Source organism: Neisseriaceae bacterium, assembly GCA_016864895.1.
Taxonomy (GTDB): Bacteria; Pseudomonadota; Gammaproteobacteria; order Burkholderiales; family Neisseriaceae; genus QFNR01.
In genome coordinates, this window is record CP046107.1 from 550,258 (window position 1) to 566,240 (window position 15,983).

Genomic DNA, 15,983 nt, shown 5'->3' on the forward strand with positions numbered 1-15,983 from the left:
AGAACCAACCAGTTAAGTTGGTTCTTTTTTAACTCCCCTTTTTATCGAGGTAACTTTCATAATCTCCCATATAGTATTCAAACCCACCTTGACCATCTAACTCTATTATTTGAGTCGCCAATGAACTGACAAATTGCCTGTCATGTGATACAAAAATTAATGTCCCTGGGTACCTCTCTAACGCCATATTCAAACTTTCAATACTTTCCATATCCATATGATTGGTCGCTTCATCCATCACCAAAACATTAGGCCTCTGTAGAAGTAATTTTCCATAGAGCATACGCCCCTTTTCTCCACCAGAAAGTACCTGTACTTTTTTATTAACCTCATTGCCACTAAATAAAAGACGACCCAAAGTACCGCGAATAACTTGCTCATCATCTCCCTCCTGCCCCCATTGACGCATCCATTCTGTCAAATTCATATCTACATCAAATTCACTCTCATGATCTTGCGGATAATAACCCAAAAGAACTTTTTCTGCCCACTTAACTACCCCTGAGTCTGCTTGAACTTTTTCTAAAGCTTCATCATAAACATTAACCAAAATCTTTAATAATGTTGATTTACCCGCACCATTAGGACCAATAATAGCCAAGCGTTCTCCGGCTTCTAGTTTTAAAGATAAATCTTTAAATAAAACTTTATCATAAGCTTTAGTCAAATTTTCAACTTCCAAGGCCAAACGATGTAATTTCAATTTTTCATCATAAGTGAATTTAATATAAGGGTTTTGACGACTGGAAGGTTTAACTTCTACCATATTCTGTTTAATTTTATCTGCTTGCTTTAGACGTGAGGTAGCTTGTCTAGCTTTTGATTTATTAGCAGAAAATCTAGCTACAAACTCTTGTAATTCCTGCAATCTCTCTTTTGCTTTCGTATTATCTCTCAACACTCGTTCTCGAGCCTGGGTAGACGCCAGCATATAATCATCATAATTCCCTGTATAAACCCTTATTTCCCCATAATCCACATCTGCAATATGGGTACATACCTCATTTAAAAAGTGTCTATCATGAGAAATGATAATCATAGTCGAATCGTATTCACTTAATATATTTTCTAACCAACGAATTGTATTAATATCCAAATTATTTGTTGGCTCATCTAAAAGTAGAATATCAGGTTTAGAGAATAAAGCTTGAGCCAAAAGTACCCTCAATTTCAAACCAGGTGGCACTTGTGACATTTTCACTCGATGTAGTTCTTTAGGGATACCAACACCTATTAATAATTCTTGTGCACGCGGCTCTGCTGTATAACCATCATACTCTGCAAACTTAACTTCCAAGTCAGCTGCTTTCATATAGTCATCTTCAGTTGCCTCTGAATCCATATATATGGCATCCCGCTCTGACATCACATTCCACATTTCCTCATGACCTTTTAATACAACATCTAACACTATCTCATCTTCATAAGAAAATTGATCTTGCCTTAACTTCCCTAATCTTAAATCATTTTCAATGATGACTTCACCAGACGTTGGCTCTAAATCACCTCCAAGAATTTTCATAAAAGTAGACTTACCTGAACCATTTGCACCTATTAAACCATAACGATTACCATCACCAAATTTGACAGACACATTTTCAAATAATGGTTTTTCCCCGAACTGTATTGTTACCTTATTTGTACTTATCAAAATAGACTCCACTGAACATATAAAATTATAAACGTATATAAAAAATATAGAGAGTGGCAAACCACTCTCCCAACATACACAACCTAACCATAAATATTAATTTTATTCTGGAACAAAAGCATGTAAGAATCTAATAAATCCTAAGAAAATAAATTGAAAAGCCATTACTGCATATAGCAGTTCCTGAGTTAATGGATGGCCAAACAATCCATAAATACTTAATACCATAACTGTTACAGATAAAACAATCACTAACCAGTTCACCCAAGTTAAATTAGTTTCTGAATCTTTTGGTACTTTAATGGCTACCCAAATTTGTAAAATAGAAGTATAAATAAACCAAAAAGTCAAAGTGTAGACTAAAACAGCTAAAGAAATAGAACCAGATGTAAAAGCAAATACAGTTCCAATAATAATCATTAAAACACCATCCACAATCCAGCTATTACGCGACACTATCAATAACGGTAAACGTGTTGCTGCTACAACTAATAACAGACCAGCAACTAACATCAAAACACCAATTACTCTCACAAGCACAGGCACAAACACTGGGTTGTAAAAAATGTACTCACCTGTGCAAACAAGTAATATAGCAACAACTAATGACAAAATTATACGTCTTGTACTTACTAGCATAACAATCCCCATCACCACAAAATACCCTATCCATGACAGCTTCATTATAGCTCACATTTTGCACATAATCTGGTCATGATTTGGATATATATTCAAGAAATAATACCAACAAGTTAAATTAATCTAAAGTAGCAAACAGTTTCTATACTTACAGACTTTAAGCTAAATAAATAATAATGCCTGTTCGTACAGATTTTTCAATATAACAGCACCAAAAATATTTTTTTAAGAATAGGTCTAAAAATATAATACATCTATATTTTAATCAAGAGATTTCTTTACAAAATCACTCAGTCAAACTAAAATTGATCGAGGTTGAACTTGACCAAATTGTACAAATTCTAGGAAAAAAATTATGTTAACTGGTAGTTTGGTAGCACTGGTGACCCCCATGCTTGAAAATACAGAAATTGATTATGAATCTTTTGCAAATTTAATTGAATGGCATATTAAGGAAGGTACAGATGCATTGGTAATAGCCGGTACCACTGGAGAATCTCCAACACTTAGTTTCGAAGAACATGCACAAGTTATCAAGTTTGCTGTTGATACTGCACAAAAGCGTATACCTATTGTAGCTGGTACTGGAGCCAATAATACTAAAGAAGCCATTCATTTAACTGAGAAAGCTAAGTTGGCTGGTGCTGATTACGCACTTTCTGTCGTCCCATATTACAATAAACCCTCTCAAGAAGGCATGTATCAACATTTTAAAACCATTGCTAACGCTGTTGATATTCCGATAATCTTATACAACGTCCCAGGTAGAACTGTAGCTGACTTACATAATACCACTGTACTAAGGTTAGCAGAATTAGATAATATTGTGGGTGTTAAAGATGCTACAGGTAATATCGAACGGGCTTGTGATCTAATTAAGAAAGCTCCGAGTGACTTCCTGCTTTACTCAGGTGATGATCCGACTGCTATGTGTTTTTTACTTAGTGGCGGACATGGTGTCATTACTGTCTGTGCCAATTTAGTTCCTAAATTATTTGCACAGATGTGCCGTGTTGCGATTGACAAAGATTTTGCCCTTGCTCGAGAACTAAATGAACAATTACAGGTCATCTATCCGTGCCTGTTTTGCGAACCTTCGCCTTCTGCTATTAAATGGGCTTTGTATCAAATGGGGAAATGTCATTACCAAGCACGTCTACCCATTATTGCACTCTCTGCAAATGGGCAGAAGATTGTGTCTGAAGCATTAAAACATTTTGATCTTTTTAAAAATTAATATCATTAAATGTAGGATTTTGTTCATGTCTTTGAAAAATTGCTCTGTGAAACCAATTGTTTTTTTGACCAGTATGACTTTATTATCAGCTTGTGGAAGCACAAACCGGAATCAGTTAGATTTTGAAACACCTGGTGTTAAAAGTGCTTCAGACAGATTGGTGATCCCCCCCGACATTACAGGTATTAGTGTTGAAGATAAATACCAACTACCTAATGGTGCCATCAGAGCATCCGAGTACAATAAAAAAAATCAATTATCAAAAAGTGGACAAGTACTACCAAGAGTAGAAGGGGTACATATTGAACGATCGGGGAATCAAAGATGGCTAGTCATTGAAAATAAAACACCAACTGAGCTATGGTCAACGTTGTATTCTTTCTGGCAAAACATGGGATTTGTTATCAGTAAAGAAGAAAAATCTACTGGTTTTATGGAGACACAATGGGCAGAGAATAGAGCTGATATTCCAAGCGATCCCATTCGTGATTTTTTAACCAACATCGGCTTAGGTTCAGTTTATTCTTCCTCTGTCAGAGATAAATTTATTATCAGAGTAGAAACTGATGGGATCGGTGGCAGTATTGTTACTTTTACCAACCAAAAACGTGAAGAGGTTTTCACTGGGCATGATAGAACGACTACTAAATGGGTGTCAAAACCAAGTGATACCAATTTGGAAGCTCAGTTTCTTGCCAGATATATGCTTTCATTGGGCTATGATAAAAATACAGTTGCTAAAGAGTTAGATAAAGTAAAAGAAAATTTACTTGCCTCTCTTAACCAAGACTCACTAACTCTAAAAGGGGATCACAATAGAAATAAATACAGATTAAAATTAGCGTTGGATCGTATTGGTTTAAATATTTTAGACTATAGCAATAATACCAATACAATTGTCGTATCCCCTGCTCCAGATCAAAGTATGGATAAACAGGAAAATGGGTTTTTAAATAAAATTTTTGGTAGAAATAAACAGAAAGCCAAAGTAGGTAAAACTAGTGAAAAAATTTACGTTACCATTACTCCTCAAGGAAATCAAGATTTGGTAAGGGTGTATGATAATCAAAAAAGGCCTCATGCAAAACAGGATGTAATTCTTAATCGTTTATATTTAGAATTACGATAAGAACGATGAATATATACTTAGTACCATACTCAACCCAATCAACTAAATGAGATGACTAAAAAAAAGAACTATTTGATTTGTCTGGTGATTTTTACTTTTTTGGTAATAATGTTTGTTTTATTAGCTATTTTGTCTTGGATACAATCCATTAAGTGGTTAGTCGGTGTCTGCTCTTTCATGACTCTTTTGTCAATTCTTGGTCAGCTAATTTCGCTTACTTATCTATATAAGAGAGGATAGAATATGCCTCTCTTACCTTCAACCATTGTATTAGCCACCCATAATCAAGGAAAAATTCAAGAATTTGAAAAGCTTTTTTCACCTTATCCAACTAAAATTATTCCCCAAAATTGTTTGGAAATTAAAGAAGCAACAGAAGATTATTATACTTTTATAGAAAATGCGTTACAAAAAGCTAGGCACGCTAGTCGGTTAAGTGGATTACCCACTATTGCTGATGACTCCGGCATCTGTTCTGTTGCATTGAATAATTTTCCAGGAATTTATTCTGCTCGTTTTGCTGATGCACAACACAAATCTGATCAAAAGAATAATCAGAAACTATCCCACCTTTTAAGTTCAGAACACGATAAAACAGTATACTATTATTGCTGTTTGATATTCATCACTCATGAACGAGATCCTGCTCCTATTGTAGCTGAGGGAAAATGGCTGGGAGAGTGGTCTCCTAAACCCATGGGGAATAATGGCTTTGGCTATGATCCTCATTTTTATTTGCCTGAAAAAAACATGACTGTGGCTCAATTAGAGATTGAAGAGAAAAATAAACACAGTCATCGTGCCAAAGCATTTCATGACCTAATTAAAAAGCTTAGTTCAATTTATGAAATATTTCCCAATTGAGGTTGAAAGAGTCAAATCCTCAAATAAACTTAATATCCCTACTCCTCCGCCATTAAGTTTATACATCCATTACCCTTGGTGTATTAAAAAATGTCCTTATTGTGATTTTAACTCACATACTATTACTCAATCGATTGAACATGATGAGAAAATATATTTAGAATCAATTATCTTAGATTTACAACAACAACTCCCCTTAATCTGGGGAAGAGCCGTTAATACGATTTTCATAGGAGGTGGTACCCCTAACTTAATTTCTCCTCAAGGTATGCATTATTTAATGAATCAGTTAAGAGCCTTGCTTCGACTACAACCTCATGCTGAAATCACAATGGAAGCCAATCCGGGTATATTATCTAAGGATCGTTTTGAGGCTTACTACGATGCTGGGATTAACCGAGTATCTATAGGGATACAAAGTTTAAACAATCATCATTTACATACCCTAGGAAGAATTCATAATCAAAGTGAAGCATTACATACTCTAGATGTAGCCAGAACTATTTTTAATAATATTAATGCTGATTTAATGTATGGTTTACCACAACAAACTATCAAAGAAGCACAATATGACATTGAAAAAATTATACAATCGGGTATCCCACATATTTCTGCCTACCAATTAACGATTGAACCCAATACCTGGTTCTATCATCAACCTCCTAAAATACCTAGTGAAGAAAAGCTTACTGATATTGAACAAATCATTCATACCACACTGGATAAATATCAATATAAGCGTTATGAAATCTCAGCTTTTTCTCAACCAAATTTTCAATGTCAACATAATTTAAACTACTGGTATTTTGGTGATTATTTGGGCATTGGAGCTGGGGCTCATGGCAAACTGACCTTTCACGATAAAATTATTCGTACTCAACATAAAAAGAATCCTAAAAGTTATATACGATCAATTAAAGAGCAAAATTTTATTTCTAACTTTCAGATAACTATACCCCAAGAAGATTTAGCCTCTGAATTTATGATGAATGCCTTAAGATTAATTGACGGCTTTGAACTCAAACTCTACACACAAAGAACTGGACTGAACCTGACGAGTATACAGCAACCCCTATTATCGGCTCAATCTAAAAATTTAATCACCATAAAAAATAACTCTCTTAAACCCACTTCCTTGGGGATTAATTTTTTAAATAATCTAATCGAACTTTTTTTTGATAATGAATGATCACAGTCCACAAGTACGACAGCAGTGATGTTTTAAATGTAATGGTAGATCTTTTTATAAAAAAATTTTTATTTTGATCTTGCCATTTATTTTTAAAAAGATTAGCATTATCGGTCAAAATTGATAACATTTTAATCAATTTCTATTTCTAAAACTATCTAGGAGAACTTACATATGAAAAAATTACAAAAAGGCTTTACCTTAATTGAAATGATGATCGTATTAGTCATTATCGGCATAATGGCAGCATTTGCACTTCCTAAATTCCAGGAATACATTGCTAAGGCACAGGTAGCAGAAGGAATTCAAATGGCTACCAATGCTAAGATAAGCATTACTGATAATTTACAAAATAGACGGTGTATAGATCCATATGTAGAAGCCAACAATACAGTTACTGGCCGTTACGCCCAATTAGTCATTTCAGAAGACGAAAGTAAAGATAAAAGTCCGGATGTTGCTACTAATACCAATGGTTGTGTTGTAACAATTACTTATGGTCGTGGTGTTGATTCTAGTGGTAAACCATCAGGTGTTAGTAGGTATATCAACAACCAAACCTTGGTTTTAAATATGCTGCACAACGGTAGCTATCAAATCGATGATACTACAACACTTCCTATGCAATATAGGCCAAAGTCTATAGCACCAGTTCCTGATAAAAATGATAATTCTGATAACAGTAATGCTCAAATTAAATAATAAAAAAAACAGCACAAATGTGCTGTTTTTTTTATTATTTCACTTTACTCTTTTAATACTTTGTTTGACACCAATCAAATAATAAACTTTTTAAACTTCGTAATCAAATCCCTTTATGTTACGTATAACAGTAGTATTTCTATAATGTCTAGCATATTTCATCAAGATAGTAATCATATTATTATTTAGATTTGTTTTTTTTGCGTTTGTGTTTATGACGAGATGATTTTTTTTTATTTTTATGATTTTGCTTATTCATTGACAATAGTTCTTCGTTTACATCTTTTTTTCTACCCCCGGAGACTAATACTAAGTCAATCCTACAAGTATCTAAATCTGCCTGTGCTACTTTAACGATGACATTATCTCCCATGGTAAAACGAATTTTTGTACGTTCCCCCACAATAGATAATTGTTCTGGAATATAGTTAAAATAATCTTGACCTAGATCTGAAATATGTATCATACCCTCAACATGAAACGCCTTTAATGTAACAAATACAGCAAAATTAGTCAGCCCATTAATTGTTCCTTCATAAATTTCACCTATCTTATCTCGCATGTAATACGTTTTAAGCCATTTTTCTACATCCCTAGACGCATCTTCAGCTCTTCTCTCTGTGTAGGAACAATGCACCCCTATTTCAACCCATGATTTAGGTTGATAGACCTCTTGTTTTAAGATACCTTTAATACTACGATGCACACATAAATCAGGGTAACGCCTAATAGGAGAAGTAAAGTGTGTATAAGCATCATACGCTAAGCCAAAATGACCTATATTATCTGGCTGGTAAACCGCCTGTTGCATAGATCTTAATAACATCGTCTGAATCAAATCTTTATCTTCTCTATTATCTAGTTGACTCATCAACATTGCATAATCAATGGGTTTAGGATCATCGTAATTATTCAAACTCAATCCCAACAAACTTAATTGTGCTTTCAATATTTGTAATTTTTCCTTTGTAGAACCTTCATGTACTCGGAATAAACTTTGACTCTTATTTTTTAAAATAAAGTCAGCTGCTGATACATTAGCAGCTAACATACATTCTTCAATAATTTTATGAGCATCATTCCTGACTTCAGGTATAATTTGCTTAATTTTATTATTTTCATCAAAAATCATCTGAGTCTGTGAGCTATCAAAATCAATAGCTCCGCGTTGAATTCTCTGCTTCTCTAACACATGATAGACTTCATACAAAGTCTCCAACTCTACTTTAAAAGGATAATTACCACCTGAAGATAAATGATACCAAACTTCGGTATAGGTTAGTCTCGCATGAGACCTCATGATTGCTGGATAAAATTCATAACCACAAATCACACCAGAAGAACTAATTTTCATATCACAGACCATACATAGCCTATCTTGATTGGGCACTAATGAACATATGCCATTAGAAAGTGCTTCGGGAAGCATTGGAATTACTCTACGTGGGAAATAAACACTCGTACCTCTTTTGTAAGCATCTTGATCCATTGCTGTATTCGGTCTTACGTAATGACTCACATCTGCAATTGCTACTACTAGACGATAACCTTGATGGTTTTTTTCTGCATAAACAGCATCATCAAAATCTCGTGCTGATTCACCATCAATGGTAACTAATGGAAAAGAGCGGATATCTCTTCTATTCTCAACTTGTTCTTTTATAACAAAAGAAGGTATACTAGCCACCTCGGTTAATGTCTTATCGGAAAAAGTATGGGGTAAATCATACTTTCTCACTGCAATTTCAATTTCCATTCCAGGTTCATCATAACCACCCAAAATTTCTTTAACATGACCTGTCGCTAAAATGACACCATTGGGATAGCTGTCAATCTCAATAACCGCTACCTCACCAGACATAATTGCTGATACATTTTCATTGGGTAATAAAATTTTGTGTGTAATACGCTTGTCTTCTGGCACTGCAATAAACATACCTCCCTCAACATAAAGTCTAACAACTAGTTCTTTAGTTTTTCTTTCTAAAATTTCTACTACTGTAGCTTCTATTCTGCCTCGTTTATCATAGAAAGTTGCTCGCACAGTAACAACATCACCATGCATTAAGGAACGCATTTGCTTCTCACTTAGGAAAAAATCAGGTTTACCGATATCATCCATTGGTATTGCAAATCCATAACCATCTTTATGTCCCTGTACACGACATTTAACTAGTTGAGTCTTATCTGTCACACAAATTATATTATGATGATTAATATACAATTGCCCGTCTCTAACCATCGCTTTCATTCGATGGCGAAATGCAGTATCTTCTGTAGGCATAATATCTAGTAATGCTACTAAATCATCATAACAGACAGGTGCTTGCTGATTATTTAATACTTGTAAAATCCATTCTCTACTTGGGATAGGATTTCTATACTTCTTTCTTTCTCTTGATAAATTAGGATCACTTAATCTTATCGATTGTTTTTTGGATACAGACATAATTCGCCTTTATTGAATGAATAGAAACTTTCATTATTTAAAATAATTTCTAAACTCATACAAAATAGTTAAAAACTCTTTTCATTATACATAAAAAAATATAAATAAATTTATTAAACAACTCGTAAATAATTTTATGTAGTTTACAACATAGTACAAGGTCATTACGGCGAATGGATAGAATCAATACAGTATTTTTCATAATCTAATATTGTACAGGTTGACGTTCATACCAGAAACAGTATAATAAATTTTGTTACAACAATCAAAATATAGTAATTCTATGTCTCAAACAGGTCGTGGTGGCAAAAGAACTGGTGCCGGTCGGAAAAAAGGAACTGGCATATTTAAAGAACCAACAGTGGTGAAGAGAGTTCCTCTTTCAGCGATTCCAGTTATTGATGATTTCCTTGATCAGTTAAAAAATCTTGTTCCCTCTGAACGTCTTCCTAAAAATTCATTCTTATTAAATAACTTCTCTCATAAAATACCTATTGTCTCAAGCCCAGTAAGATCCAGATCTACTGAGCCTAATATTGGAGTCATTGACCTTAATGAATATTTATCTGGTAATGATAGAGATATTATTGGAGTTCATGCAGAAGATAATTCCATGGTAGATGCCGGAATTAATGCAGGAGATTTACTTATTCTCAAAACCAAAGTGTATCCTAAAGAAAAAGATATTATTGTTATCCAATTAAATGATAGCTTTACTGTTAAAAGACTCCATTTTGATAATGGTCATATTGTATTAATGAGTGAAAATACTTTAGAAAAGTACCCTATCATCCAACTTAAGCAAGATGATAAGATGAAAATTATAGGTATTGTCATTTCTATTATTAAAAAATTATCATAAAAAAAATCCTACCTTTCATTTTATTTGTGATACCTCACGATAAGCTATTCAAAAAATCAAGAGACAACATCACACAACAGTCAATCATTCGTAAGTCTTATGTGAAGTTCACTGTATCACTTTCTTATGATTTGTTCTGAACAGATGATTGGAATATTTCTGTGAAAAGAAAATATCTTTTAGAGCATATAATTTACAAAATAGACAGAATAATACAATTAATAGCCGTTCACCCAATTATTCATTTCAGAGAACTCAAGTAAAGATAAAGGCTGCTTATTAAAACGAATACCAATGATTGTGTGGTAACAATTATTTATAGTCACAGTGTTGATGCTAGTGGTAACTCATTAGGGGGTTAGTAAATATATCAATAACCAAACCTTGGTATTGAATATGTTGTACAACGGTAGCTATGATGGGACTACAACGCCACCTATTCAATAGGCCAAAATCTGTAAAAAATACATAACTAACAGTATATGAACCTATGTGGTAGATAGCTCTAGATATAAAATCATCGATGAAACATAAGAAATATAATTTTGCGACACCAATAATTTGACAAACTATCGATTCAACATTGTATTTAGCTCTGGGTATTAAGTATTTATAGTGAACTATTCCTTCTAGGATAAAACTGTTGATTGAGTGTTTCACTTAACTGGTTAATATAAAAAAATATCAGCTCAAAACTATCATAAGTTGCCATAGTGAAAAAATACTGACTAACCCATTATCCCCCCCTCTTTCCAAACACTATTTTTAGAGAATATTCAGAAAAAACTTGAGAAAATGCATGTAAAAAACAAAAGGTAATTTGGATAATATATTTCCAAGTTCAATTTGGCACTATTTCCACCCGAGAGAATCTATTATTTTTTTTGAAATAATTTAGAAGTTTGAATAATATAATATTCTGTAGATGTAAAAAAATAATTTGCACGTATTAAAATCACTATCGTCTATCCAAAAAAATCGTGATTGATACTGTAATATTTTTATTTAATCATAATAATGAGTTAGATACTTATTTTTTACTTAAAACAGAGAAATGTTGATTTTTTTATTTTTAATATATCCGGCTACAGTTGTCAAAATTATTACACAAATTTGAGGAAACACAATATAGTTAGCTATACTGCATTAGATTAGATTATTAAAATGTCAAGAATAATCTTTATCTACATAATCAAAACAGTCATAACTTTTCTTTTTACCAGCGTTACTTGGTTTCTCTAGTTTATTTATATTTTTTAGAAAATTTTATTGACCAGACCAATGATGTAATTACCAGCCTCGATGACCCCATCCTTAGGGTAGCGAGACTGTCAAAGTACTATAAATATCTGGGAAGAATAGTTATCAACACCAACTATTGAGTGATAATACTCAACATTAGTGCCAGCTTCTTCTAATGTAAAATGGTACAGGATCATCATCATCTTGTTTATTATCATTATTTGATGGTGGTGCTATGATATCAGGAGGTCCTTCATCATAGCTATCTTCAGTAGCATGGTGCCTAAAATATGAATCTAATTCTTCTTTGCTACTCCTGAAAAAATCAATCCCCTCTTTTTTAGATAAAAGTTTTTTTATGCAGTCTTCAAGATTCTGTGAATTATTCTGTGAATTTTTACATTGTTTCTTCAAGTTTAAATATTCTTCTTCAAATAGTCTATGTGAATTCATTAGTTGTATGTCATGTAGAGTTAGTATTGATGACTGTTCTTCAGAAAAAATTTTTTGAACGCAGTCTGGAAGATTCTGTGAATTTTTGCATCGTTGCTTAATTTTCAAATATTCTTCTGTAAGAAATCCATATGAATCGATTAGTTCAATATCTTCTTCAGTCATTCTGGATAACGAATCTTCTTCGGACTCTTCTTCGAAATCTAATGTCATTCCTTGACTATTATCACTTACATCTGGTGCTAATGATTCTTCTTCAGGCCTCACTTCAACAGATTCTGATGACACTACTGGCGTAGTCTCACTGACAGCTGGTGTTGATGCCTCTTCTGCAGGTGTCACTTCAGCTGATTCTGATACCTCTACTGGCGTATTTTCACTTACCGCCGGTTTTGATGCTTCTTCTGTAGGCGTCACTTCAGCAGATTCTGATGCCACTGCTGGTATAGTCTCACTGACAGCTGGTGTTGATACCTCTTCTGTAGGGTTCGCTTCAGCAGACTCTGATACCACTACTGGTGTAGTTTCACTGACAGCTGGTTTTGATACCTCTTCTGTAGGGTTCGCTTCAGCAGACTCTGATACCACTACTGGCGTACTATCACTTATAACTGGTATCGATAACTCTTCTGCAAGTTTCACTTCATCAGATCTTGGTGTCACTGCTAGCGAAGTTTCACTTACGTCTGGTGCTAATGACTCTTCTACAGGTTTCACTTCAGCTGATTCTGATCTCACTGCTGGAGCAGTTTCACTGACAGCCGGTGTTGATACCGCTTCTGTAGGTGTCACTTCAGCAGACTCTGATACCGCTACTGGTGTAGTTTCACTGACAGTTGGTGTTGATACCGCTTCTGTAGGTGTCACTTCATCGGACTCTAATAATACTTGCTTATTATTACCCAATATTTGTGCTATAGATTTTGGCCTATATTGAATAGGTAGCGTTGTCGCCCCATCAATTTCATAGCTACCGTTGTACAACATATTCAATACCAAGGTTTGGTTATTGATATATTTACTCACCCCTGATGAGTTACCACTAGCATCAACACCACGACCATAAGTAATTGTCACCACACAACCATTGGTATTGGTTTCAATAGAGGAGCCTTTATCCTTACTTGGGTCATCTGAAATGACTAACTGAGCATAACGTCCAGTAATCGTATTATTGACCTGTGCATAGGGATCCGTACAACGTCCATTTTGCAAATTATCTGTAATCGTTATCTTAGTATTGGTAGCCATTTGAATGCCTTCTGCTACCTGCGTTTTAGCAATATATTCATAAAATCTAGGAAGTGTGAACGCTGCCACTATCCCGATAATGACCAATACGACCATTACCTCAATTAAGGTAAAGCCTTTCTGTGATTCTTTCATACGTCAATCCTTATTCAAAAAACAAAGAAATTGATTAAAAGCTGCTAATAAACTTATCCCAAAATTGGATCGACAGTAACCCCCCCTAGATTCATGTTTTCCATATCAAAATAAGATTTCTCATCGATAACTTTATACATATAGGCTCATCTACTACATCGGTATCATGATGGTAGGTTTAAGACATGACGTTATCCACTTTTACTATCATTACTCGAAGTTTTCGTTTGCTTACTCTTAGCTTTATCAGACTCTTTAACTCTAGGATCCAAGGTGAATTGTTTATTCTTCCACTCCTCTAAACCTGGGAAGTCAAGCAGTTCTATTTGACTATATGACATAGGGTTAATAAAAGTACCATTATATTTATATTTTTTAGGAGGCTTATCTTTTTTAGAAGGCTTGATTTGCTCAGACTCTGACCCTGCTGCTTGAATAGTCTCACTTACAGCTGATGTTGATACTTCTTCTACAGGTTTCACTTCCTTGAACTCTGGTTCTGCCACTTCATTAGTATCAATGACAGCTGATGTTAGTGATTCTTCTGCAGGTTTCACTTCCTCGAACTCTGGTTCTGCCACTTCATTAGTATCAATGACAGCTGATGCTAGTGATTCTTCTGCAGGTTTCACTTCCTTGAACTCTGGTTGTGCCACTTCATTAGTATCAATGACAGCTGATGCTAGTGATTCTTCTGCAGGTTTCACTTCCTCGAACTCTGGTTCTGCCACTTCATTAGTCTCAATGACAGCCGGTATTGCTACCTCTTCTGGAGGTTTTTTCATTTCAGAAGATGCTAATACCGCTACTGGGGCAGTCTCACTGACAGCTGGTGTTGATACCTCTTCTGCAGGTGTCACTTCAGCTGATTCTGATACCGCTACTGGCGTATTTTCACTTACAACTGGCGTTGATAACGCTTCCGTAGGCTGAACCTCCTCGGATTCTGACGACACCACTGGAGTAGCATCACTTACAACTGATGTTGGTAACGCTATAGGGTTCACTTCATCTGATTCTGATACCGCTACTGGTGTAGTTTCACTGACAGCCGGTACTGATGCCTCTTCTGCAAGTTTCGCTTCAGCTGATTCTGATACCGCTACTGGCGTATTTTCACTTACAACTGGCGTTGATAACGCTTCCGTAGGCTGAACCTCCTCGGATTCTGACGACACCACTGGAGTAGCATCACTTACAACTGATGTTGGTAACGCTATAGGGTTCACTTCATCTGATTCTGATACCGCTACTGGTGTAGTTTCACTGACAGCCGGTACTGATGCCTCTTCTGCAAGTTTCGCTTCAGCTGATTCTGATACCGCTACTGGTGTAGTTTCACTGACAGCCGGTGCTGATGCCTCTTCTGCAAGTTTCGCTTCAGCTGATTCTGATACCGCTACTGGAGCAGTTTCACTGACAGCTGGTATTGATAACTCTTCTGCAGGTGTCACTTCATCGGACTCTAATAATACTTGCTTATTATTACCCAAAATTTGTGCTATAGATTTTGGCCTATATTGAATAGGTAGCGTTGTCGCTCCATCAATTTCATAGCTACCGTTGTACAACATATTCAATACCAAGGCTTGGTTATTGATATACTTACTAGCACCTGATGAGTTACCACCAGCATCAACACCACGACCATAAGTAATTGTCACCACACAACCATTGGTATTGGTTTCAATAGAGGAGCCTTTATCCTTACTTTCGTCATCTGAAATGACTAACTGAGCATAACGTCCGGTAATCGTATTATTAACCTGTGCATAGGGATCCGTACAACGTCCATTTTGCAAATTATCTGTAATCGTTATCTTAGCATTGGTAGCCATTTGAATGCCCTCTGCTACCTGTGTTTTAGCAATATATTCATAGAATTTAGGAAGTGTGAACGCTGCCACTATCCCGATAATGACCAATACGACCATTGTCTCAATTAAGGTAAAGCCTTTCTGTGATTCTTTCATACGTCAATCCTTATTCAAAAAACAAAGAAATTAATTAAAAACTGCTAATAAACTACGCCCAAATGGGAGTGGCAGTAACCTTAAAAAAACTAAATTGTCAAAACAAACTGATGTATTAGTGTGATTGTGTCATTTATTGAGTAAATATTGAGTAAATACTCAATATTAAATTTATGATCAGGTACTCGCTACTCTTAGTGTCAATTT

11 protein-coding genes are annotated in these 15,983 nt (G+C 34.8%); 6 read left to right on the top strand and 5 right to left on the bottom strand.

Annotation, left to right across the window (positions count from 1 at the left end):
* Positions 1 to 28 precede the first annotated feature (28 nt).
* Together GKC53_02315 and GKC53_02320 are read right to left on the bottom strand one after the other, a co-directional pair.
* Entirely contained in the window at positions 29 to 1,651 is a 1,623-nt protein-coding gene (locus tag GKC53_02315) for an ABC-F family ATPase (protein QRN40989.1), read from the bottom strand.
* A gap of 102 nt (positions 1,652 to 1,753) precedes the next feature.
* The gene (locus GKC53_02320; GenBank protein ID QRN40990.1) at positions 1,754 to 2,335 is read right to left on the bottom strand and encodes a hypothetical protein; all 582 of its coding nucleotides are present in this window, start codon (positions 2,333 to 2,335) and stop codon (positions 1,754 to 1,756) included.
* Between the two features lie 310 nt (positions 2,336 to 2,645).
* On the opposite strand from GKC53_02320, the gene GKC53_02325 reads away from it, so the two are divergent.
* The 5 genes from GKC53_02325 (at position 2,646) to GKC53_02345 (ending at position 7,411) form a co-directional block, all read left to right on the top strand.
* Positions 2,646 to 3,527: a 4-hydroxy-tetrahydrodipicolinate synthase gene (locus tag GKC53_02325; protein ID QRN40991.1), complete on the top strand. Its 882-nt coding sequence runs from the start codon at positions 2,646 to 2,648 to the stop codon at positions 3,525 to 3,527.
* Between the two features lie 25 nt (positions 3,528 to 3,552).
* A complete protein-coding gene (gene bamC / locus GKC53_02330; GenBank protein ID QRN40992.1) occupies positions 3,553 to 4,656 on the top strand; it encodes an outer membrane protein assembly factor BamC in 1,104 nt (367 codons plus the stop codon).
* A gap of 243 nt (positions 4,657 to 4,899) precedes the next feature.
* Complete coding sequence (gene rdgB, locus GKC53_02335) at positions 4,900 to 5,520, top strand: RdgB/HAM1 family non-canonical purine NTP pyrophosphatase (protein ID QRN40993.1); 621 nt, start codon at positions 4,900 to 4,902, stop codon at positions 5,518 to 5,520.
* Positions 5,501 to 6,709, top strand: coding sequence for an oxygen-independent coproporphyrinogen III oxidase-like protein (locus GKC53_02340; GenBank protein ID QRN40994.1), 1,209 nt, complete (start codon positions 5,501 to 5,503; stop codon positions 6,707 to 6,709). The genes rdgB and GKC53_02340 overlap by 20 nt, the downstream gene beginning before the upstream one ends.
* 174 nt (positions 6,710 to 6,883) lie before the next feature.
* Positions 6,884 to 7,411 (top strand): prepilin-type N-terminal cleavage/methylation domain-containing protein, encoded by a 528-nt coding sequence (locus tag GKC53_02345; GenBank protein ID QRN41816.1) that lies wholly within the window; start codon positions 6,884 to 6,886, stop codon positions 7,409 to 7,411.
* A 181-nt stretch (positions 7,412 to 7,592) separates the two neighbouring features.
* On the opposite strand, the gene rnr is transcribed toward GKC53_02345, so the two are convergent.
* Entirely contained in the window at positions 7,593 to 9,860 is a 2,268-nt protein-coding gene (rnr, locus tag GKC53_02350) for a ribonuclease R (GenBank protein QRN40995.1), read from the bottom strand.
* Positions 9,861 to 10,143: 283 nt separating this feature from the next.
* Here rnr and GKC53_02355 point away from each other — a divergent pair, with 283 nt between their 5' ends.
* Positions 10,144 to 10,722 (top strand): hypothetical protein, encoded by a 579-nt coding sequence (locus GKC53_02355; protein ID QRN40996.1) that lies wholly within the window; start codon positions 10,144 to 10,146, stop codon positions 10,720 to 10,722.
* A gap of 1,398 nt (positions 10,723 to 12,120) precedes the next feature.
* Here the strand turns inward: GKC53_02355 and GKC53_02360 are convergent.
* Both GKC53_02360 and GKC53_02365 read right to left on the bottom strand, forming a co-directional pair.
* Positions 12,121 to 13,803: a prepilin-type N-terminal cleavage/methylation domain-containing protein gene (locus GKC53_02360; GenBank protein QRN40997.1), complete on the bottom strand. Its 1,683-nt coding sequence runs from the start codon at positions 13,801 to 13,803 to the stop codon at positions 12,121 to 12,123.
* Positions 13,804 to 13,994: 191 nt separating this feature from the next.
* The gene (locus tag GKC53_02365; GenBank protein ID QRN40998.1) at positions 13,995 to 15,776 is read right to left on the bottom strand and encodes a prepilin-type N-terminal cleavage/methylation domain-containing protein; all 1,782 of its coding nucleotides are present in this window, start codon (positions 15,774 to 15,776) and stop codon (positions 13,995 to 13,997) included.
* Positions 15,777 to 15,983: the final 207 nt, after the last annotated feature.